General features: G+C 63.6%; 15 protein-coding genes. 3 read left to right on the top strand and 12 right to left on the bottom strand.

Annotation, left to right across the window (positions count from 1 at the left end; genetic code table 11):
- The 3 genes from ACPYOG_RS13790 to ACPYOG_RS13780 form a co-directional block, all read right to left on the bottom strand.
- A partial coding sequence (locus tag ACPYOG_RS13790) for a pyridoxal phosphate-dependent aminotransferase (protein WP_481294762.1) occupies positions 1-889 on the bottom strand: 889 nt, incomplete at its 3' end.
- 27 nt (positions 890-916) lie between these two features.
- Positions 917-2,182, bottom strand: coding sequence for a Glu/Leu/Phe/Val family dehydrogenase (locus ACPYOG_RS13785; protein ID WP_481294761.1), 1,266 nt, complete (start codon positions 2,180-2,182; stop codon positions 917-919).
- 32 nt (positions 2,183-2,214) lie between these two features.
- Positions 2,215-3,906: an alpha-keto acid decarboxylase family protein gene (locus tag ACPYOG_RS13780; protein WP_481294760.1), complete on the bottom strand. Its 1,692-nt coding sequence runs from the start codon at positions 3,904-3,906 to the stop codon at positions 2,215-2,217.
- 319 nt (positions 3,907-4,225) lie between these two features.
- Between ACPYOG_RS13780 and ACPYOG_RS13775 the strand changes: the two genes are divergently transcribed.
- Positions 4,226-5,131 carry an alpha/beta hydrolase gene (locus tag ACPYOG_RS13775; protein WP_481294759.1) on the top strand — a complete coding sequence of 302 codons (906 nt, stop codon included), beginning with the start codon at positions 4,226-4,228 and terminating at the stop codon, positions 5,129-5,131.
- Between the two features lie 434 nt (positions 5,132-5,565).
- Positions 5,566-8,241, top strand: coding sequence for an AAA family ATPase (locus ACPYOG_RS13770; protein WP_481294758.1), 2,676 nt, complete (start codon positions 5,566-5,568; stop codon positions 8,239-8,241).
- A gap of 1,141 nt (positions 8,242-9,382) precedes the next feature.
- Here ACPYOG_RS13770 and ACPYOG_RS13765 read toward each other — a convergent pair.
- Together ACPYOG_RS13765 and ACPYOG_RS13760 are read right to left on the bottom strand one after the other, a co-directional pair.
- On the bottom strand, positions 9,383-9,946 hold the full coding sequence (locus ACPYOG_RS13765) for a hypothetical protein (RefSeq protein WP_481294757.1): 564 nt from the start codon (positions 9,944-9,946) through the stop codon (positions 9,383-9,385).
- 16 nt (positions 9,947-9,962) lie between these two features.
- A complete protein-coding gene (locus ACPYOG_RS13760; protein WP_481294756.1) occupies positions 9,963-11,045 on the bottom strand; it encodes an ImmA/IrrE family metallo-endopeptidase in 1,083 nt (360 codons plus the stop codon).
- A 220-nt stretch (positions 11,046-11,265) separates the two neighbouring features.
- On the opposite strand from ACPYOG_RS13760, the gene ACPYOG_RS13755 reads away from it, so the two are divergent.
- Positions 11,266-12,186, top strand: coding sequence for a hypothetical protein (locus ACPYOG_RS13755; protein WP_481294755.1), 921 nt, complete (start codon positions 11,266-11,268; stop codon positions 12,184-12,186).
- A gap of 157 nt (positions 12,187-12,343) precedes the next feature.
- Here the strand turns inward: ACPYOG_RS13755 and ACPYOG_RS13750 are convergent, their stop codons facing one another.
- The 7 genes from ACPYOG_RS13750 to ACPYOG_RS13720 all read right to left on the bottom strand — a co-directional run.
- On the bottom strand, positions 12,344-12,787 hold the full coding sequence (locus ACPYOG_RS13750) for a single-stranded DNA-binding protein (protein WP_481294754.1): 444 nt from the start codon (positions 12,785-12,787) through the stop codon (positions 12,344-12,346).
- Positions 12,788-12,896: 109 nt separating this feature from the next.
- Positions 12,897-13,367, bottom strand: a complete 471-nt coding sequence (locus ACPYOG_RS13745; RefSeq protein WP_481294753.1) for a hypothetical protein — start codon at positions 13,365-13,367, stop codon at positions 12,897-12,899.
- Positions 13,364-13,768, bottom strand: a complete 405-nt coding sequence (locus tag ACPYOG_RS13740; protein WP_481294752.1) for a hypothetical protein — start codon at positions 13,766-13,768, stop codon at positions 13,364-13,366. The genes ACPYOG_RS13745 and ACPYOG_RS13740 overlap by 4 nt, the downstream gene beginning before the upstream one ends.
- The gene (locus ACPYOG_RS13735) at positions 13,768-15,570 is read right to left on the bottom strand and encodes a type IV secretory system conjugative DNA transfer family protein (protein WP_481294751.1); all 1,803 of its coding nucleotides are present in this window, start codon (positions 15,568-15,570) and stop codon (positions 13,768-13,770) included. The genes ACPYOG_RS13740 and ACPYOG_RS13735 overlap by 1 nt, the downstream gene beginning before the upstream one ends.
- The gene (locus tag ACPYOG_RS13730) at positions 15,567-17,012 is read right to left on the bottom strand and encodes a hypothetical protein (RefSeq protein ID WP_481294750.1); all 1,446 of its coding nucleotides are present in this window, start codon (positions 17,010-17,012) and stop codon (positions 15,567-15,569) included. Before ACPYOG_RS13730 ends, ACPYOG_RS13735 begins: the two co-directional genes overlap by 4 nt.
- Before the next feature lies 1 nt (position 17,013).
- On the bottom strand, positions 17,014-18,546 hold the full coding sequence (locus ACPYOG_RS13725; RefSeq protein ID WP_481294749.1) for an SCO6880 family protein: 1,533 nt from the start codon (positions 18,544-18,546) through the stop codon (positions 17,014-17,016).
- Positions 18,547-18,550: 4 nt separating this feature from the next.
- Positions 18,551-19,030, bottom strand: a 480-nt coding sequence (locus tag ACPYOG_RS13720; RefSeq protein WP_481294748.1) for a hypothetical protein, incomplete at its 5' end; no start/stop codon positions are given.

Raw genomic sequence — 19,030 nt, 5'->3', positions numbered from 1 at the left:
GACGCTGGTACCCGAGCGCGAGAGCGCGAAGCTCCCTATCCGGAATGCGGAGCGCTTCGATCGCCGCATCCTGGATGAATGTGCTCAACGGGCCATTGATTGTGCGGTGGACGAGGTTGACTGCGTCCGCAACTTCTTCTGCAGCTGCGATGAAGCCCAGGCGCCAGCCGGTCATCGCATAGGACTTGGAGAAAGTGCCCGCAAGGATGACCTGAGACAGCGACGACTCAAGCGTCACCGCCGAGTTGAACGTCAGGTCGTCGAAGATGATGTCGCTGTATGCCTCGTCGCTGAGCAGGTACAGGTCCGGGTTGTCAGCCAGAATCCTCGAAAGTCCGCCGAGATCGGCCGCCCCGAACACGCCGCCGGTCGGATTGACCGGGTTGCAGAGGATGATCATCCGGGCGTCGCCGGCCGCAGCGGCCAGCTGCGTCAGGTCTAAGTGCCCATCCGACAGGTTCGGTATCCACTCCGCAGTCCCACCCACCATTGCAATGTGATCCGCATAGAGCGAATAAGTGGGCTCCGGGATCAGGACTCGATCGCCAGGCGAGACCAACGCCATGATCGTGGCAGCCAAGCCTGCGCTGCCACCGTGGGTCAACACGACGTTGGCTGAACCGATGTCGGTGCCAGTGGTGGCGCTGAGATGGCCGGCAAGTGCCCGGCGCAGGTCGGGTGATCCAGTGATCTGCGAGTACCGGGTCCGCCCCTCGCTCAGCGCCCTGCGGGCGGCGGCCACGACGGTCTGAGGGGTGTCGCCATCCGGCTCCCCCATGGCGAGCGAGATTGTGCCCGGAACTGCGCTACCGAGCGTCTTCGGTCGCCGGGACGCCAGCCGAATCCGGTCATGCAGCGCTGCCGTCCGGTTGTCGATGATCGTGTTCATGGTTCTCCTTGGTACGGGTTGTGATGCTCAGGGGTAGAGCCCGCGAAGCCGATGAGCATCGGCAACGCGCTCCACCGCGATTGCAGTCGCTGTGGCTCGAAGCGTGCGCCCGTCGGCCTCTGCGCGATCCCGCAGCTGTTGCCAGGTGTGCAGCATCCGCTCTTCCAACTTCTCTTCGACGTCTGCTTCGGACCACCAGTAAGACTGTGATGACTGAATCCACTCGAAGTAGCTGACGATTACGCCGCCCGCATTGGCGAAGATGTCGGGTACCACGAGCACGCCGTTGTCAGCGAGAAGCTGGTCGGCTTCGGGGGTCGTCGGCCCGTTGGCGCCCTCGACGATCGCGCGAGCGCGCACGTCACCGGCGTTGGTCTTGGTGAGGACGCCCTCAACGGCAGCTGGCACCAGCACTGTGACGTCGAGCAGAAGTAGTGCGTCAGCATCCATCGGATCGCTGTCACCAAAGCCGACCACGGTTCCTTCCCTGTCGACGTGCTGTTCCAGGGCTGCAATGTTCAGGCCATTGGAATTGAAGATGGCCCCGTACTGGTCACTAACCGCGACGACCCGGACACCCGCGTCGGCAAGAAATACAGCTGCACCTCGTCCCACCTTGCCGAACCCTTGGACCGCGGCCGTGGCAGCCGTCCTGGCGACTCCGACGTGATCCAGTGCGGCGAGGCTTACGTGCCCGATTCCGTGAGAAGTCGCCGACGCCCGCCCGCGGGAGCCGCCGAGACCGAGCGGTTTGCCCGTGACAACGCCAAGAACGGTGTGTCCGGCGTTGACCGAGAACGTGTCCATCATCCACGCCATGGTCATCTCATCGGTGCCGACATCGGGCGCTGGGATGTCTCGATCGGGGCCGATAAAATGCGCAATCTCGCTGGTGTACCTACGCGTGATGCGCTCGAGTTCCCCCACGCTGTAATGTCGCGGATCGAGAGCGATGCCACCTTTCGCGCCGCCGTAGGGCACGCGAAGGAGCGCGCACTTCCATGTCATCCACATCGCTAGAGCGCGCACCTCGTCGAGTTCGACCATCGGGCTATAACGGATACCGCCCTTCGCGGGCCCGCGCGACAGGTTGTGCTGGACACGGTATCCAGTGAGTGTTTCGATCGATCCGTCGTCTCGGCGGAGAGGGACGCTCACCGTGAGTTCCCGACGAGCGTTCGCGAGGATCGAATAGGTGCCCTCGTCATAGCCCAGGTGATCGATCGCCTCGCGGAGCTGGTGCCGGGCGGAGGCGAGAGGTGTGGAGGTGTCCGAACTAGTGAGCGGGTTCATCGTGAAGCCTTGCTTTCCCGGGTCGGTCCGCGTCACTCGGCCGAGCTGGCGGCTGCCAGTCCCGCAGCCAGCTCTTTGAGAATGGCGGGACTGTCGTAGGTGGGCAGGTGCACTTCAATGAAGACGAGTCGGTCGCGTAAGCGCGAGGCGATGTCGAGTGCGAAATCGAGCTCCGCGCGAGTCTTGACCACGAGCGTCTTGGCATTGCGGTCGGGCCCGAACACAGCCGGAAGCGCGCTCCAGTTCCACTCCGTCACGTCCTGATAGATCGCGTTCGGGCTCTGGATCGCCCGCTCGACGGCGTAGCCGCGGTTGTTCAGCAAGAAGACGACCGGTGTCAGATCGTTCTGCAGGATCGTCGCGAGCTCCTGGATCGTCAACTGCGCGGCGCCGTCGCCCACGAGAAGTACCGGTCTGCGTTCGCGATCGGCTAGCGCGGCACCCAGCGTGGCCGGGACGGTGTATCCGATCGAAGACCAGATGGGCTGACCGAGGAGGTCGCTGTCGTTGGGCATCGCCAGTTCAAGGGCGCCATAGAACGCCGTGCCGGCGTCCGCGATGACGACCGATTTGCTGGGCAGCCACCGCTGGATAGCGGCCCAGAATATCTGCTGGGTCATTCCCTCGTCGTAAGACGACGCCGCTTCTACTCCAGCGTGGGCTGTTGGCAGGTCCCGGTCGTCGGAGAGCCCGAGCTCAGTGACCACCGAACGCACCGCGTCCAGGCCGTCGACGAGGGTTACGTCGTAGAAGTGGCTGGCACCGATTCTCGCCTCAGTGAGACCGAGTTCAACGCTCTCCTGCGGATCGAACCCGTGCGAGAAGAACCCAGTGAGCAGATCGCTGAGAACCGCCCCGGCCAGAATCAGTGGCGAGGCCGAGTCGACGATCTCGCGCGCTTCGGCGGATCGTGTCAGCGCGCCGAGGTACGTACCCAAGCTTCGCGGATGTGACTCGTCGATGATCGCCTTGGAGCCGGATTGTGATGCGATGCGAACGCCGGGGACCTCTGCGAGCTCCCGAAGGGCTTGCTCCAAGCTGCGGCGATGCAGCCGCGGCCCGGCAAGGACGGTCACGTCACTGCTTCCGGCGAGTCTTTCGCGAAGCGCGCTGGTGAATCGAGCAAGGGAACCCGCATCGCTGTGTGGGGCGGTGAGCGGGTGTACGAGGTTAGATCCATCGATCTGCGCGACCGCGACGTCCGTCGGGATCGATAGATAGGCGGGCTTACTTGTGCGAAGCGCGGCTATAAGGGTGCGATCAATGTCCGCCGCGGCGGTCTGCGCCTGCACAGTGACGGCGGCGGCTGTGAACTCGCGGTACGCCCGAACAAAGTGGTCGTAGTCCCCGTCCACGAGGGTGTGGTGCAGAAGGGTGCCGGCGCGCGCGGCCGCTGTCGACGGTGAACCGGTGATCTGAATGACGGGCACGTCCTCGGCGTAAGACCCCGCGACACCGTTGATCGCGGACAGTTCGCCCACACCGTAAGTGGTGACGAGCGCACCGAAGCCCCGTCGGACGCGCGCATACGCGTCGGCCGTGTAGGCGGCGTTGAGCTCGTTCGTCGAGCCGATCCAGCTCAATTCCCCCGAGGCCAGCATCTCGTCGAGCAGGCTCAAGTTGAAGTCTCCGGGCAGCCCAAAGAGGTGATCGATACCGAGCTGATTGAGCCGGCGAGCGAGGTACTCGCCGACCGAAACGGTGTCCGAAGCGTGGAGATGCATACGTCGATTACAGCAACTTGGAAGGCAAAAAACAAGACGTGCTTCTCATTTGGAGCGCGCGCTCAGTGCGCAAGTCTCGTTATATCAACAAATGGTGTACTCTCAATGAGAGGATCTTCTCAATTGTGAAGGATGAACCCGTGCCACCATGCGCGCCAAACGTGCGTAGTTCCATGACCGTCACCCGGAGGCCGTCCAGGAGGTCGTCGACCGAGAATCGACGGAAACTCCCGGCTCGCGCAAGCGTTCATCTCACCGGCCAGGAGGTCGGCGGGCCGGCTTCGCGACTCTCTAGGTCCTAACGCCATTCAGAACCTGTATGCACTTGACGAGGTCGGATCAAATGTCACGCTCGGCGTTCAGCATCAAAAATGAGATCCTCGACGGACCCCACGGGACGTTGACCGTCCGCTCGTTTCGAGCTGTCTCTGGAGCGGCTCCCGCGGCCGGCATCGTTTGGGTCCACGGCGGCGCTTTTGCTTTCGGAGACCTAGACATGGACGAAAGCGACTGGTTTGCGAGTCAGCTCGCGAGCGCCGGGGTCTCAGTCGTTAGCGTCGACTACCAGTTGGCGCCGTGGGAACCCCTTGCTCGTCTACGCAACATCCCCGCGCCTAAGAATCCAGGCTCTGCGCGATACCCGGTGGCGCTGGACGAAATTGAGCGGGCATTCGAATGGGCACGGTTGACGGCGCCTCACTTGCCGTGGTCCTTGGGCGGCGCAAGCGCAGGTGCCAACCTTGCTGCTGGACTCGCCTTTCGGTTGCGGGACCGGAACCATGCAATGCCCGCGTCGCTCGTACTTGCGTACGGCGACTTTCATTCGATGGCATTGCCACCACGCCCTGAACTGGCGGCGAAGATCCAGTCATTGCCAGCAGAGTCTGCACTCTCTTCCGAGTTCATTGAAGCAATGAACCTGAACTACGTAGGCAGCCCCGACTCACTTAGCGACCCATACGCCTTCCCGGGAGGGCACGATGCTGCAGGACTCCCGCCTACGCTGATCGTGAACTCGGAGTTCGACACGCTTAGGCCATCGGGTGAAGCGTTCGCCGCGGGGCTAGCCATAGCGGGCGTCGACGTCTTACATGTCTCGGAGCCTGGAACTCGCCACGGTCACCTTTCTCGCGAGCAGCCAGAGGCGGCGAGTAGGAGTGTGGATCGTATCCTCCGCTGGATTCAATCCACGACGTCGGGCCCAGACTGTTGTCCGATCTACTAGCTACCAAGACCAAGAGGTCGTCACCTGCAATCGTTGCCAGCAACGCATGGCCCAATGTTCGAGTCGGTGCACAGGTGCTCAGCATGAAACCCCCTTCAAGTGCACTTCTACAACTATTGCGGTCTGTTCCCGACGCCGGGGAGCGAGGGACGAAGAAGGGATGAAGAAACGGGGGAACACCAAACACCAAGGGATGAGCGGCGAAAAGGACAAGGAGCGAAAGGAGGAGCAATTTACAAAGAGCAACGAACAAAGTTCTAAGAAGCAATACAAAGGGCAATAGAAGCAATACAAAGGGCAATGCACGTAGGCACTCTTCGAGATGTGCGCGCGCGATGCGCGCCAAAACGAGCGCGCAACCGGAAGTTCTAAGTGTGAGAGGTGGAGTGGCGCGCTGGAAGCGCGGACAGGCGGCCCAAGGGGTCAAGCAAGCCGTGCACTACGCCTTCGGCGGCGTCTGCGACGCCACCCTGACGGGGAAGACCGCCCACGGGGCGATCGCCGCTGCAGGGTACGCGGATGCGGTGATGACCCGGTACATCGTCGAGAACGGGGCCATCCGTGACGACCTGCTCACCCGCTCGCAGTTGAAGGATTGGGTCGACGGCGTCGACCCTTTGACCGGTGAACGCCGGGGCCGCGATCTGGAGTCGCCGGTCTCGGACCTGATTCTGGATTCGACGATCAACGCGCCGAAGTCGTTCTCGATCGCGGCGATGCTCGACCCGGAGTTGGCGGCTGCATACGAGGATCTTCAGGACCGGTTGCGTGACCGGATCATCAAGCTGTGGCAAACCGAGCTCAACGCCCGCCGCGGGAAGCAAGGCTCCGTCCGCGAGGACCTGGCTCGCATCGAAGTCGTCGAGCTGCAACACGAAAGGTCCCGCTCCCTGGACCCACACAAGCACCGTCACCTGTGGCTCAACGTCAAGGTTCAGGGCCGCGACGGGAAGTGGTCAAACGTTGACACTCGCGTCGCCTTGCGGCTCCAGAACGTCGTGAACGCCGAAGGCGACCTCGCCTCCAGGACCGACCCAGCCTGGATTGCCGCGCTGGCTGCCAAGGGCTTCTCCCTGAACTCGGACGGCGAGATCGCGCAGCTGCAGCATCTGGTGCGGCCGCTGTCAAAGCGCTCCGCACAGATCGAAGCTAACAAGGCCGGTCACCTCCGCGAATGGAGGAAACAGCACCCGGGCGAGGAGCCTTCCGCCACCGTCCTGACCCAGATTGATCAGTGGGCATGGGCGGCTGGCCGGCCGAACAAGCCGGGACAGCTGAACGAGGACGATTGGGCGTCCATTGTGATGCGCGAGCTCCTGACCGCTGATCCGGAACTCGGTCAGCCGAGGGGAGAGAAGGTGGCCCAGTCGATCGCCATCGAGGACCTCGACATCGAGCTCCTCGCCGCGAAGGCGATCGTTGATGCCGATGCGCGGTCGACCGGGACGGGAGGCCGTTTCAGCGACATGGACGTCCGAGCCGGAGCGATCCGAGCGCTGGCCACATCGGGCGTGATCACTGATCGGGCCAAGCTAACTGAGGTTATCGACGATGTGACTGCCCACGCCACTCGGACGCACACGGTGACACTTCTGTCAGAAGCCGACGTTCCTGCACATATCAAGAGCCGGATGGCCATTGCCACCGCGACCATCAAGGCCACGGTCGCGCATCGGACCGAGTCCCTTGCCGCGCCCGGCGCAGTACCTTCTCCTGCCGAGATTACGGAAGTAGCGAAAGCGATTGATCCCGACCGCGCGCTGGACGAGGGACAGGTGGAAGGCGCCTCTTCGATCGCAGGTTCCGACCGTGTCGTGACGATCTCCGGCGCCGCGGGCACAGGCAAGACGACAATGCTTAAGGTGGCGGGAGCGGCTCTCCGTCAGAGCGGCCGAGTAATGATCATCGTCGCTCCAACGAAGAAGGCCTCCTCGGTCGCTGGACGCGAAACCGGTAGCGAGTCCTCATCTCTCCATCAGCTCCTGCACGATTATGGGTGGCGATGGACTACCGATCGAGCCGGGGCAACCAAATGGTCATGCCTCACAGTCGGCGAGCTCGATCCGACGACGGGCATGAATTACCTCGGTCCGCGCAACAGCATTCGACCGGGCGATCGCATTGTCGTGGACGAGGCCGGCATGCTCGACCTCGAGTCGGCGAACGCGCTCCTGGACGTCGTCGGCCGCACCGGCGCATGCGTCGCTCTCGTCGGAGACCAGCATCAAGCACTTCCGGTCGGTCACTCGGGCGCGATGGCCCTCTTCTGGCGTCGGGCAACCCGCCAAGTAGAACTCCTGACTATCCATCGGTTCGAAGACCCAGCGTGGGCCGATCTGAGTCTTCGACTTCGGCAACCAGATGACCTGGAGGAAGCAGGGCGTACGGCCGACGAATTGATCCACACGGGGCACGTAGTGCTCTCAAACAGCCAGACTGACGCTCACAATGCCCTCGTATCTGCCTGGTTTGAAGCTGCCCGAAAGCGACAGTCCATCGCCATAGTCTCCGCGACTCACGCCGAGGCGCAATGGGTGAGCGAGGCCATTCAGGCTCGCCGGATCTCGTTCGGTGAGGTCGACACCAGCGCAGCCGTTTCGGGTCAGGCCGGACAGGCGATCTTTGTCGGCGATGTCGTCCAAACGCGACGGAACGACAGCACGATGGACGTGCAGAATCGCCAGAACTGGATTGTGAAGAGCGTGGCTGCGCAACATGTCTTGCTGGCATCCGCAAACGACTCGACTGATCTGAGAAGAATCAGTCACGAGTATGCAGGGTCGCACCTCCACTTGGCCTACGCCACGACCGTTTACGGCGTGCAGGGCGAGACAACGGACCGCTCTATAGTCGGCCCCGGCGTCGATGGCGCCGGCTTGTATGTAGGAATGACGAGAGGGAAGTCCAGCAACCAAGCGGTAGTCGTAGCTCCCACCGAGGCGTCGGCTCGGACTCAGCTAGTCGAGACCATGCAACGGCAAAGCGTGGAGGAGACGATCGAGATCTCTAGGGACGCAGCACGAACCGAATTCCACCGCGCGGCTCGCTTTCAAACTGGGGTGGCCACGCCCACATCGCCGTTCAGCTACACAGGTCCCGCCCCTCACTAGCCGGAACCGCTATGCCACCACTAGTCCATTCGCTAGCACCCGCCGACCAACAGCATTAGCCCCATCCAGAGCGGCCGTTCTTGGATCGAAACGAAGCAGTCCCACGGCTAGAGTGTCAGCCCGGTCTTGCACCGTAGGGAAGACACCACCGGTAAGGAAAACCAGCGCTGAGCGCCCATCTACTGAGCCAACGGCCGCAGCGCGTTCGACGACACCGAGATCGAGGTTTCCCCTGCGGCTTTGAACCCATGCGAGATATCGCGAACTATACAAATCGCAAATCTCGCTGACGGAGCCATCAGCCACAACAACATCGACCGCGCCTAGATGGGCCATCCACTGGCGGCAGATCTCCACCGCTTCGCGTCCGGTCGCGCCGGACGGCGTTGGCGCTGGTGCATCGAGGCTCACGTCACCAGTGTCCACCCAACCGCGGCGGTTGGCGCGGTCCTGGCCGGCCGCCTGCCGAGGTTGGGCCGGGTTAGGAGGGTACTGAGGAGCGCCCTGCCTACCCCGGTCGAGAGTCGCCGTCCATGAGCCAGCCCATGAATCCGATCCCAATGAGGAGGCATCACTGATCTCGGCCCGTACCCCGACGCGATCAAGAATGGTCGCTGTGCGCTTGTCCACGATCCCCGGCGAGCGCTGCGACGCGCGCTAATCGTTGGACTAGTTGATTGAGTTCGAGGACCTTGGGCTTGGACATCCATGTGCTGAGGTCTCGCTCTTCACGTGGCCCGCTACCGTAATGCCATGAAACCACGATGCCGTAGGTGAAACTCATTCTGCCCTGCTGCTCGGGTGCCAGTTGGTGGTGCCAGGCATCGCTAATCTCCTCGGTCTGACTGACGTCAATAGCGAGCGACGGACCCGCCCTAGGTTGCTTCGTTTGGGCGGTCGAGTCCTTGGACGCGCAGGTGAAGTTCACGCACACGTCGCGCGCTCGTCCGGTCCACGGTTGACCAGCGACACGGTCACCTCGTCTGTCCACCGGACTTCCCACTCAACCCTGTTCCGTTGGACCTCGTGTCGACGCCGATTGCGCGCTCGCAGCTCGCCAGCGACGAGCGCGTCCGCGGAACGACGAGCGCCCAGCGTATCGATACCCGTGGGCTGATCCTCGACTTCGCAAGCTTTTCGTCTACGCGGTTAACCATGCGTCAAATGCCGGGCGGTAACGACTCGCATCACCAGGAGGGAGATGCCTACCTTTCCCGTGCAGAATCGACACATACGACCAAAGCGTGTCCGAGTCGACGAATCCAGCCCGGTACGCGACACGCAACAGTTCCCATGTGCCTGCAATCTGGACAGCCGGGCCGTCGGCCCCTGAACCTGCGAGCAAGCCCGCGGGTCCGGCATCATCGGTGAAAAACACAGCTCGCATGCCTCGAGAATGAATGATTGCGAGCGTCTCTGCTTCGCCGAGGTTCTTGTGTGGCAGGTCCCCCGGGCGCGAAAGCTTCATCCGGTAGGTCTGCGTCAGCAAGTGTTCAGCGGGTGTTTCGGGGAAGAGCGGATCGCCAAAGATGCCATTCGCCGCACTCAAGTCTTCCAGGTCGGGGATCCGCGATGACATCGCGCACTCGTCGGCAACGGTCGCGCACCACGAGGGGTTTTTCACGAGTCGTTTTAGAAGGTCCATGCGGTGGAGATAAGCAAAATTGATGAGGACAGTATTGTCTGGAAAGGCTCGTACCGTCACCGATAGCGCACCTGCCCTACAGTCCGAGCACCGCGGACAATTCGTCCGAAGAAAGCGTGGGCTCAGAAATAGGCTCATCTACCTCGAGTGCGTCAGCATCGACCCCCAGCATCCAGGCCAGCGTGTCTTTGCGCACTGATCCTTTCGCGATCTGCGAGAGATGCGCGTCCTGAAGAGCCAGCGGGAACCGCCGAGTGGCTGCAGCGTCCATCCGCCGTGTGATCGGATCACCGTCCTCTGTTGGAGTCCAGCATCGGCGCAGCAGACGCTGCGTCGGTTGGACTGCCCAGGATGCAAGCTGCGGCGACGAGGGAAGATGGAGGCTCGATAGACGCTTGCTGAGCGCGTCCGTGGAGACACCTAGGTCCCAAACGATGCCTGCGAGCTCTTGCTCGGATATGCCAGTCCAATCGATCCCTTCAACCAGGCCTGTAGGAAGCAACAACTCTGCAGCGAATGCGTTGGCTTCGGGCTCATTGGAGTGGCGATCCGGTTCTTCACCGGCTCGCATGGCGGCAACATATTGCACCAGGTGGCCGAGTTCGTGGGCGAGCGACCAGTTCTCCCAGAACCAGTTTCCAGTTGCTTTTAGAGCGATGACGGCTCGATCGCCGACAAAAAACGAATAGGCCGACGTCAACTCAGTCAGGCGAACGACATCAATTCCAAGCACCTCGAGTCGATCGGCAAAAGGCCGCACGAATCTCTCACCCAAAGCAGCACGGGCCGCATCAAGCGAGTCCGGGACCTTGGAAGCCGGCAAGGCGCCGCGCACTTGCTCATATGCGAGTAACACGACGTTTAGGTGCGGGATATCTTCCTTGACACCTGGAAGCTGGTGGCTGCGAGTCTCGTGGTCGAATGTGTGGCGGGCTGCAGCTAGGACCCGGTTGGGGTCAGCCTCTCCTGTGATCAGAAAGTGCAGGTCCGCGTCGAGCAAATCGGCAATGCGGGCGAGCTCAATCGCGGCAAATCCGCGCTGCCCGTTCAGTGCACGGGAGAACGCATCTGGAGTCATCCCGACGTCCGAAGCGATCTCTCGCTGCGTGCGCCCCTGCGGAAGTAGATCTGAAACACGCTGCCCAATTTCAGCGCTCATGGAACTATGATAAGGGCCGATTGGGAATTTCCCAATCATTTTTCGGGCTGTTTACTGATTGTGCGGTCGGCCGACAATGCCGACTGCACTCCCGGAGGATAGATAAAAAGCCAAGTCAGAGGCACAGGAACGCGTTTTGAGAGACTCGAGTGAAGGCCAGAGACACGTCGATTTAGACCAGTCAGGCTCTGTGGTTATCGCCCTCTGGTTGGCGTGGCATATGGCTGAAGCCTTTGACGGCGCCGAAAACCACTTGCAGAAGCCAACCAACGCAGACGTTGATGAGCATCTCCCCGGATGGTCGGAGCTCACTTCGGAAGAACGGGCGGGCGTCCTACGCGGACAGATCCTTCGCGACCTTCAACTGTTGGGGGTCGCGGAGAATGACGAGACGAGCGCTATCGCCAATGCTTCACTGGCTGATCGTGACCAGTATCGGGCCGCACTCGCGACCCGCTTCCGGAGCCTCCATGGCGAAATTGCCGCGATAGACGGCAAGCTGCAGATTGCGGTAAGTCTTGGCCGCGCTCTTGCCGACACTATCTATCTGCCCAAAACGGCTGAGCAGCTAAAAGATGAATTGCAACATTGGCGACTTACCCACATCTACGAATGGCTGAATGATCTTCATCGCCTTCTGCCCGACGGTGCTGCGGACGCTGTGGCTGGATCGCTTCTGCTCTGGGAGGATCATGTTGCCGAGTTGGATCTTGAATCAGACACGGAACCGCTTCGTCGGAAGCTTCACGCGCAGGGAAGACTATGGAAGCAGCTGCTCTGCGGGGATAAGCGAGTAGAGGATCAGTTAGGGCCGGACGACTACGAGTCGGCGGCAAAACAATTGATCGCCCGTTTCCGCGCGCTTTCAAGGCGCTTCCTCGCGAACCATAAAGTCGCGGTCGCGACATTCGTAGCGGTTCTCGTCGCTCTTGCTGCGCTTATCTTGTTCAGCGGCGCCGACTTCAATCAAAAACTCATTGGGTTCGTCGTCACGGCACTCGGCGCGTTCGGCATCTCCTGGACCGCCATCAAGGCGAGCTTCGGGCGCATCCTGTCTGGAATCGAGAAGCCACTCCTGGCTGCGGAACTGAAGGAGGCGGCCACGCAGGCGTGCACTTTGCTTCCTAACACCAAGAGTTGAGCGGCCTACCGTCTTGTTTGCGGCAGTCAGCCGAGATGTGGGCTCCGCCGCGGAAGGAACGACCCCGTTCGCTCCGACTCAACCGACTTTTGGAAACCGATGGCGAGTGACGAGCGAGAGGGAACCGCCGTTTGAGCGATCCCCTCTCGCGCGAACTTCAGGCCATGGACGCGGCCTGCCCAGCTCCATTCGCGACAGTTGCCGGCCCGGTCGCGGTAGCTCCCGGGCCGTCAGCTTTTGGGGCGCGGCGGGTGATCTCCGCGGTGGTGTAGCGGAGGGAGGGTCCTACGCTGTCGGCGACGACTTCGGTGGCGGCTCGGGGTTCTCCGGTGGCCTGGTCGGTCCAGTGGCGGAACTCGAGGTTGCCGTTGACGATGACGGTGTCGCCTTTGGTGAGGCTGGCGCGGACGTTCTCGGCGGTTCGGCCGAAGACGGTGGTGCGGTGGTACTGGGTGTCGCCGTCGACCCACTTGCCGTCTTCGAGCTTGCGGTCGGTGACGGCGACGGTGAACTTGGCGAACTTGGTGCCGTTCTGGGATTCGCCGTAGTCGGGGTCGGCGACGAGGTTGCCTTCGATGCTGATCGGGACTCGTGTGCTCATCGTTCTTTCCTTTCGTTTCGCGCCCGCTGGTCGGGTCGCTTTCACTTAGAACTTCCGGTTCGAGGGCAGAAAATGCGCGCAGAGAGCGCGCAAATCAATGGCGTTCCGCCTACGAATTGGCGTGGCTGTGGCGGATCCAGTCGGCCCACTCCGCGGGGACGGTGTCGTCGCCGGTTTGTGGGAGTTCGGTGTGGCCGTTGTGGCATTCGCCGTTGTACCAGCTGACCAGGCGTGGGATGGCGACGGCGAGGCGTTCGTGCCAGCCGATGGGTCCGTAGCCGGCGTCGAGGCTGTCGTAGGAGACAAGCCAGGCGGTGTGGAGGGCGGAGAGTTCTTCGACGAGGGCGCCGTGCTTGTACCAGCACGGTGGGATCTTCCGGGTTGCGATGTTGTAGCGGTGGGTGAACCAGATCACCCAGTCCCGTAGGTCGGTCCAGACTTGCGGGGCGTCCTGGTCTTCGAGGGTGCGCCAGTTGGTGACGCGGATGCCGAGCATCCCGGGACTTTGCCGGGGCGCTTGGTCTTCCCATCCGTCGGCCAGGGAGGCGACGAGGTCGTCGAGGGGGAGGTCGTCGGTCACTGCTGGTCCAGGGAGGCTTCGATGTAGTGGGCGATCTTGGCCTGGAGCCGGGCGATGGCCTGGCCGGAGGCGGTGCGGCGGGAGACGAAGCCGGAGAGGGCGCGGTCGCGGTCGATGAGCAGGTGCACGTATTCGTGGCAGCGTGGATGCAGGGCGGTCAGGTCGTCGTGGCGTTCGTGGGCGGTCCAGCCGTAGGGGGTTTGGGTGACGCCGCGGTAGTCGAGGTGGTGCAGTTCGAGGCTGCGGGCCGAGCCGGCGGCAAGACAGAGGGCGCACCGGATGGTGCCGTTGAGGTGTTGTTCGTCGAGGAACCAGCGGTCGCGGCGGGCGAACCAGGCTCCGGAGTGCAGGTAGCGGGTGCGGTAGGTGTTGTCTCGGGCGGGACGGCGATGGTTGGACATCAATTTCCCTCCCCTGCTGATCGTCGGCGATCGAGTGCGGCTTGATACTGTTCGGCGAACACGACTTGCTGGTCCAGTTCGGTGAGCTTCTTCCCGGCGCTGACCTGACGTGCGTCGTCGCGGTCGGTCCAGCCGCGCAGGTCGAGGAGAATGCCCCGACGGTTCCGGTAGGCGAGGAGCCCGACGGTTCCGGGCATGCGGCGGATCTCGTCGATCGTCATCACCGGAACCTTCTCGTTCTGCACGTTGGTGGAGGAACCGTTGTCGTTGTAGGAGTGGCCGGTGTTCCGGATGCGTCGGGTGCCGAGGAGGGATTCGATGTCGCGGAGGTGGTCGACGTCGGACGCGCCGCCGAGGAGCAGCTTTGCCGTTGCAGCCGACCAGATCGTGTCGGCCTCGGACCTGGACCAGGCGGTTTCCGCTTGGGAGAGGGCTTGGAGGACGACGATGGTGGAGATGCCGATGCCGCCTCCGTCGGCCATAATCCGCGGCAACGCCGGCCAGGAGAACATGTTCGCGATCTCGTCCAGGATCAGCGCGAGCGGCAGGTCCAGCCGGGATCCAGGTGAGGCGAGTGCTTTGCGGCGAGCGGTCTCGACGACGTCGTCCAGGATCGCGCCAAGGAACCCGCCGACGGAGCCTGCACCGGCGCCGGTGCCGATGAGGTAGAGGCTGTTGGAGCCGGCGAGGAACGCGTCGAGGTCGAACTGCTCCTCCGGTCCCGGGGTCATTGCTTTCCGGATCGCGGGGATGGATAGCGGGCGGAGGGCACCGAAGACACCGAACCAGGTGTTGGCGAGGAGCTTTTCGTCGCCGTTGATGATCGCGTCTAAGTCCTCGGACCAGCCCGGCGTGCCCTGGTTGGCTAGCACGCCGACGGCTTCGAGGGCGAGTCGAGGGTTGGATCCCCAGCGGGCGAGGGCGTCGGTGCCGCGCGCGGAAACCGCGGCGGCGTGCAGGAGGCGGGAGAGGACAGAGGAGGACACCTGTGCCCATTCCTGGTTGTTCTTGGACGCGCCGAGAGCGGTGCCGGCGATGATCGCCTGCCCGCGCTGATCCGCGACGAGGGGGTCCTCACAGCCGGTAACGGGAGAGATCCGGAGGGCGGAGCGGATGCCGGTGAGTTCCTGCGGGTCGAACACCGTCACTTCACCGACCCGGGCGCGTTCGCGCATCGTTGCGGAGAGGTTGTCGTTGCGGGTGGAGGTGGTGATCAGCGGGCCGTCCCAGTCGAGGATGGCGTTGATGATGAACCGGTATCCCTTCCCGGAACGGGGTGCACCTTCAACGACGATGGAGTCCTCGATCGACACGTACACGTCCTGCCCGTGTGCGCTGCCGACCTTCCAGCCTGCGGCTGACGGTGCCGGGTCGGCCAACGAAGGGCGCAGCGTCTTGGCACGGCGCAGGGCGGTGCGGGCGGAGGTGTGCTTGCGGACTTCACCGGGTTTGGCGAGCCCGTCGCGGCCGCGGAGCTCACGGATGAAGTAGCGGTCGGATTGCCGGTAGCGAAGCCACCACACCACCCCGACGGCGATCACGGTGAGAATCGCGAAGACGGCGAGGAGATCGAGGATCCGGATCAGGGTCAAGGGCGGCGTGCATCCGGGCTGGAGCGTGAATCCGCTGGGGTCGCCGCCGATTGCCAGTTGCAGTCCGGCGAAGACGCTGCTCGGCTGGCTGTCGCCGCAGGTGGTGGTGATGGTCGCGCTAGCCATGCCGGTGGTGAGCGCGCCGGCGACGACGATCGCGAAGAGGCTGTAGAGGGCAACCTGGGTCCAGGAGGAGTTGTGAGGTCTCATGCTCGTTCACCGCCCATGGTGTCGGTGCGGAAGATGCCGAGTTCGTAGTCGGTACAGATGTTGCGCACCTTCGCGACCCGGTCCGGCCCGATCTGCCAGAGCCCTTCCCCTTTGTGAAGCTTGCGGACCAGGTCGGCCTGGGTGTCGTTCCAGCCGAGGATCTCCCGCGACCTAGCGATCTCCCCGGAGTGCTGTGCATACGAGATCCGGGTCTCGCAGTCGGCAAGAAGGCCGAGCGCGCGGGAGTGGAGGGCACTGTTGCGGTCACCGAGCGCGTCGAGGTCGGCGACCCGGTGTAGCAGGTACCAGTTGGAGGTGCCCAGGTGACGGGCGACTTTCTCGTCCTCGACCCGGTCGGCGAGTGCGTCGCCGCCGGAGACGTCGTTGAGCAGTTCGACGGCGGCCTCCTCGTGGATGATCACCCGCGCTTGACGGTTCGCGCCGAGAGAAGCGCGGCGGACCCAGTTGGCCGTCGCCAGCCGGGCCAGCGCCTGCGCCTCCGGCGATGCCCCCTTGAGGGCGGAGGTGTCGACGACCATCATCGGGGCATCCGCGTCGAAGCGGACGGTGGAAGGTCCGTCGAAGAACCCGGTGAGGTCACCGGAGACCATCCGCCGCAGCGAGTGCGCGAGCCGGTGGCCGGCCTCGATGACCTCGAGTGGCTGGTTCTGGTTCGGGTCGACGAGGCGGCCGTAGACGTGTGTGATGGTGACGGTCGACTGGCCGCGGATCGCGTCGAGCGCGACGTCGAGGGCAGTGTGCTCCACCGGCTCCAGATTCCCGCCTTCGCGGAGGCGGCGGATGATCGTCTTCACCGTCGCCCGCCGATACTGCAGGACGTTCTGGTTCCAGTCCTCGTCCGAGAACGACGCATCGCGCGGGCCCTCGTCGAGGAGGTTGATGCGAGCGCTCTTGCCGGGGCCGACCGAGATGGAGGTGCCGCCGACATACGCGGCGACGCGCACCCACTCCCCGTTCGGGTCGTGTGGGACCGCGATCTTGCGTCCCAGTCGGGCGAGGCGGGAGGACCAGGACTTGGCGAGCATGGACTTGCCGGTGCCCTTCACCCCGAGGATGGCGACAGAGTGGGAGCGGACGGCTTCGGCGGAGTAGGCGTCCCAGGGGTCGAAGCAGAACGGTGCCAGGGAGAGCAGGTTCTCTCCGATATACGCGCCGGTGAGGATGTCCCCAGTCTCAGCCAGGAACGGATACGCCCCACCGAGCACCTTGGACGAGCAACGGTGCGCGGGTGGGGTGGCGCGCAGTGGCCCACGCAGGTTGTGCGGCTGCTTCCACCCCCATGCCGGCATCTTCGACGCCGGCAGTTCCGCGGACGGCAGCTTCCAACTCGGGTTCTCGTCTGTGACGAACTGGCGGTGGCGATGGTTGGCGCCCGGCTTCTCGTTTGCGGGGACGCGACCGATGACCGTGTTCGGCTTCATCTCATTCCCCTTCCAACGGCACCGGGAGGGCGGCGGTGACGAACCCAGCGGCCTGCTGCCCAGACATTGATGCGAGCATCAGCCGTGCCGGGTGCGAAGCCTGCTCAATGTCGGTGAGGGCCTTGGCGAGGGCGTCTTTGGATTCGGCGGAAATGGTGATGAAGCCCCGGTACTGGACATCGCCGAACCCGTCGACGAGGTCGTGCTCCCGGAGGGCGAGGTCTTCCTCCTCGCGGAGGTGGGTGAGCGGGATCCGGGAGGACAGCTTCATCCGGATGTTCGCCGCGGTCTCCATGTCCGATTGGGCCCGGTTCAGCTGGGCCAGCGCCTTATGCGTGGGCACGGGCCGCACTTGCAGGGTGATGACCCGGGTTGCGTCGCCGGCGTAGAGGAGGGGCTCGAGGAACCCGGTGCGGACGTCGGTGCGGGGCCACTCGGCGACCCAGAATGTCTGGTGCCAGGACTCGTCCACGCGCAGCGTGTCCCAGCTCTCATCGATCCCCATCACGGGAGATGGTGCGGACACGATGCTGGAGTCCTGCTCTCGCCATGTCGCTGCCGCGACCGGGTCAGCGGCCAACGCGTTCAGCTCATCCAGTTCGTCGGAGGTGAGCCAGCCCGCCGGGGTGAGCCTAGCGTGCTCCATCGAGGTCTCGATGCCCGCGACCCGCTCCTTGAGGACGGCGGCGAGGCCGGTGAGGCCTTTCCCTGCGTCCCGGATGGCGGCATTCAGGGCCGCGGTGTCGAAGGTGAGGGTGATGTAGTTGGTGAAACCCATCGACCGCTTCGACGCGGCCTGAGTGAGCGCCCAGTATTGCTCCCGTAGTTCGGCGGTGACCTGCGGGTCGTGTTCGTTCTCCCGAACGACCAGGTAGTCCCGCAGCTCATTCGAGGAGGCCCGGTCGACCCGGATCCGGATCGTGCTCTCCCGGAGGCCCGGGAGGTTCTCCAGCGAGCTGAGCCATTCCACGAACCCGTCGTACGCAGCTTCCTGGGTGCCCTTGTCCCGCAACGCCCATGCCTTGGATCCGACCTTCACCGTGACCGACGCCAGACGTCCGTGGGCGTTGTAGATGAACCCGCCGGCGCCGGGGATCTGCACGATCTGCACGTCCCCGAGGGCTCCCGGCAGCAGAAATTTCGAGGTCACAACCGGGGCCACCGCGGCGACCTGCGCGTGGCCGACGTCAAGCGACGCGATGGCGACGCGGAACCAGACATCGCGGCGGAACACGGTCTGCCCCGTCAGGCTTCGCAGCACGTACCGGGCTGCTTGGGCGACGATCACGATGACGGGTTCTCGCCGGTAGGTGGCGAGCGCGAAGAACACCACGACAACGATGATCGGGAGCATCACCCAGATCGCGTTGGTGTCGATGAAGAGGGTACAGAGAAGGACCGCGACAGCGGCGGCGATCACGACCAGTTGCAGGAAGGTCAGCCCGAGGAAGATTCCTCGACGTTCACGGGCGGCAAAGCGGACCCGGGGTGCACCTTCCTCAGCGATGAGCTGGTCGGCGGTGAGAGTGGTCATGGATTTATCTCCCAACCTTGACGATCCGTGCCGCAGCGCGGACGGGCGCAGCGACAGTGTTCGCGCGCGAGAACTGGTCGCGGACCGAGAACCGGTGATGGAGGGCGGTGCCGACCTCGGCACCGGCGAAGGAGACGAGCTTGGTTGCCCACAATGGGCTGAACGACGCCGCCATCACCGCCCCGGCCGCGACGAGGATGACGCCGATGCTGAGGCTCGTCTTGGTCAGCTCGACCGCGAGCAGGACGACCCCGGCGGCGAGCGGTTTGGCGATGAGCAGGCCGACGGATACGTTGATCCAGCTTTGCGCCCAGGCGGTGAGCTTGGGCTGGCCGATCATCATCAACCCCACCGGGGCCATCGCCGCCAACGCCAGCAGACCGAACTCGCGGATCGACATGGCGACAAACAGGAACAGCGACGCGATCGCCATCAGGGCCACAGTGATCAGCGCCATCACGTATTCGCCGACCGCGCCGGGTCC

This window comes from Leifsonia sp. HAY1-4F, from assembly GCF_056755275.1.
The sequence above is the reverse complement of the archived record's forward strand: the minus strand, read 5'-3'. Positions and strand labels throughout refer to the sequence as shown.

Bases quoted from the DNA above. Each gene is read 5' to 3' on its own strand.
- ACPYOG_RS13730 (WP_481294750.1), bottom strand. From the start codon at position 17,012: ATGAAGCCGAACACGGTCATCGGTCGCGTCCCCGCAAACGAGAAGCCG.
- ACPYOG_RS13750 (WP_481294754.1), bottom strand. From the start codon at position 12,787: ATGAGCACACGAGTCCCGATCAGCATCGAAGGCAACCTCGTCGCCGAC.
- ACPYOG_RS13780 (WP_481294760.1), bottom strand. From the start codon at position 3,906: ATGCATCTCCACGCTTCGGACACCGTTTCGGTCGGCGAGTACCTCGCT.
- ACPYOG_RS13735 (WP_481294751.1), bottom strand. From the start codon at position 15,570: ATGAGACCTCACAACTCCTCCTGGACCCAGGTTGCCCTCTACAGCCTC.
- ACPYOG_RS13740 (WP_481294752.1), bottom strand. From the start codon at position 13,768: ATGTCCAACCATCGCCGTCCCGCCCGAGACAACACCTACCGCACCCGC.
- ACPYOG_RS13755 (WP_481294755.1), top strand. From the start codon at position 11,266: ATGGCTGAAGCCTTTGACGGCGCCGAAAACCACTTGCAGAAGCCAACC.
- ACPYOG_RS13760 (WP_481294756.1), bottom strand. From the start codon at position 11,045: ATGAGCGCTGAAATTGGGCAGCGTGTTTCAGATCTACTTCCGCAGGGG.
- ACPYOG_RS13725 (WP_481294749.1), bottom strand. From the start codon at position 18,546: ATGACCACTCTCACCGCCGACCAGCTCATCGCTGAGGAAGGTGCACCC.
- ACPYOG_RS13785 (WP_481294761.1), bottom strand. From the start codon at position 2,182: ATGAACCCGCTCACTAGTTCGGACACCTCCACACCTCTCGCCTCCGCC.
- ACPYOG_RS13775 (WP_481294759.1), top strand. From the start codon at position 4,226: ATGCACTTGACGAGGTCGGATCAAATGTCACGCTCGGCGTTCAGCATC.